At 60.3% G+C, this 2,521-nt stretch carries 1 protein-coding gene; it reads left to right on the plus strand.

The annotated features are described in order from the left end of the window. The coding region (locus AB1772_13335) for a hypothetical protein (protein ID MEW5797322.1) at nt 1-2,268 on the plus strand (2,268 nt) is incomplete at its 5' end. Nucleotides 2,269-2,521: the final 253 nt, after the last annotated feature.

Consider the following 2,521-nt stretch of genomic DNA (forward strand, 5'->3'; position numbering starts at 1 on the left):
GGCAACTGCCGGTTCAAGTTGACCGGCCTTCAAAACGGGACAGCCTTCTACGTCACCGTGGCCGCATACGACAAGGTCATGCCCCAACCCCACGAGGGGCCGATCGTCGCGGGGATCAGGGTGCAGCCGGACGAAATCGTCCCCTGGCTGGCGTCCGAGGTCGCCCTTCCGACTTGGGGGAGAGCGATCGAAATCCGCGGCGATCGCGCATACGTCACGTTCGGAAACTGCGCGGGGACCGGGGGACTGGCCGTAGTGGATATTTCGAACCCTGACGCGATGTCCGTCACACAGCAGACCGTTGCGGCCGCCATGACTTGTGCGTGGAACGTGAGGGTACGCGACCGCTACGCCTATGTCGTTGACGGCAACACCGGACTCAGGACCGTTGAGCTCACGTACCCGGGCAGCTCAACCGGCGGAACCGCCAGCACCCTCGTGGATGGCGGCGCCGCGTGGACGGTCAACAGGTACGTTGGCAGGACCGTCAAGATCAGCGGCGGCACCGGAGCAGGTCAGAGCCGGACGATTTCGTCCAACGACGCGACAACGTTGACGGTCTCGCCCGACTGGGCGACGGCGCCTGACAACGCAAGCCGATACGAGATAGATTCGATGGCGGTTATCGACACGACCCACCCCACCGCGGGATTGTACAAGTCGATGGAGATGAAAGACGACTACATCTATGTCGTCGAGTGGGACACTTCATCGGGTTTCGACGGGAGGATTCAGATCTTTTCGATCAGCAACGGAGTCTGCGGATCGACTGGCCTGTCAAAACCGGGTTACTGCGGTGCCCTCCAAACCAAAATCGATTGCACTTCCTCGAATGAGGCCCCCGGCGACGTCGCCGTTCAAGGCGACCGGCTTTTCGTGTCTGCACACACCTACGCCAAAAACTGGATTTACGACGTCACCGTTCCGACCGCTCCCGCGTCGTGCGCCACCTTTGACGCGGCTCCGGGCGGCGTGAACCAGGGTGTTGCGGTCTCGGGAAAGCACGCGGTTGTTTCGACTCCCGAACGTGTCGCCGTGTACGACGTGTCAAACACCGCTTCGGTAGTTGCCCTGGGCGCCGCGGCCGGTTTGTATGATGGCAAACTTCCGATGCTGGCTGGAGGCTACGTCTTCTTGTCTTCCACGGACCAGGCCACCAACAAGCAGAGCGTGGATATCTTGGCTCTCAGGGACCCGTCCTTTCCAAGGCGGGTCGGTACGTTCACGGCTTCCAGCAACCCGTTTGCGGACATGCACTCTTCGAGGGTCGCGGTTGCGGGCAACTACTTGTTCGTCCCCAGACTGTGGGCGTTGTCGGCGGTTCGGCTGACTCTTCCAATCGATCCCCGCACTGAGGGGACTTTCGGGGAATTCAGCACATCCTACAGTTACTCGCCTGGAGCGGTCTCCGGAAACGTCCTGTATGGGAACCGCAGCGGCAGGCTGGTCGCTGTGGATATCAACAACCCCGCATCTCCGGCCGAGCTCGGTAACATCAACGTGGGCGGGCAGATGGCGAAGATAGTTCCTGATGCAGGTCTTGTCCACGTCGCCAAAGGATTCAACGGCGGTGTGTCCACTTATCGGCAATTGGAAACCGGCACATTTGCCCTGGCCGGCACCTACGCCCCAGCAGCGACGTCGATTTACAAGATGGCCGCACGATGGCCATACCTTTATGCGTACTGCGCGTCCACGACCGCCCCGTATCCCGTGGTTTTCAAAGTGATCGACGTCAGGACATTTTCGCAAGTGGGCGGCGACGTCGCACTCTCTGCCGCGTCAACCTCCGACGAACTGCACGACGCCGATGTCGCGATCAATGGGCCGTACGCCTATGTCACCGACGGCACCAACGGAGTCTACATCGTGTGGATCGGCCGGCCAGGTTTGCCGACACTCGTCAAAAACATCCCTGCCGCGAGTATGGGCGGAGGGACCATTGAAACGGTGAAACCGTGGGGATCGTATCTTCACGTGGCCACGAGTATCAAAGGCAAGATCTACGACCATTCGGACCCGGAAAACCCGGTGTTCTTGGCCGACGCGCCGTTCTCGCGGACCCCAGTCGACGTGGCCGTCAGCGGCGCATATGCCTATTACGCGACGGGTGGGGTATCTCTTCAGACGGTAGACCTCTGGAATCCGGCCAGTCCAGTTCTGTTGGGTGAAACAGGCGAAGACTGGAATCCCTTCGTCGTGGTCCCGTTGGTCAACCACACATACGTAATCTCAGGGACCCAAGCCCAGATTTTCAGGATGCGATAAACGGGACTGCAAAACGAAAAGATAACAAGTCGGCCGTGGGTTGGAGCCGCAGAGTCCCGGCAAAGTCGCCGGGACCCGCTATCAGCCGTCAGCCATCAGCCTTCAGCCGTACTGAAGTCAGGGCCGGGCTGAGAGCTGAAGGCTGAAAGCTGATAGCGGCCGAGGACTTTGTCCGAGGCCCTGGTTGGAGCCGTAGCCGACTTGAGGAAATGGCCGAAACGGCGTATGCTGTGCCGGAAATGAAATGGTGAGT

This window comes from Candidatus Zixiibacteriota bacterium, assembly GCA_040752815.1.
Taxonomy (GTDB): domain Bacteria; phylum Zixibacteria; class MSB-5A5; order GN15; family FEB-12; genus JAGGTI01.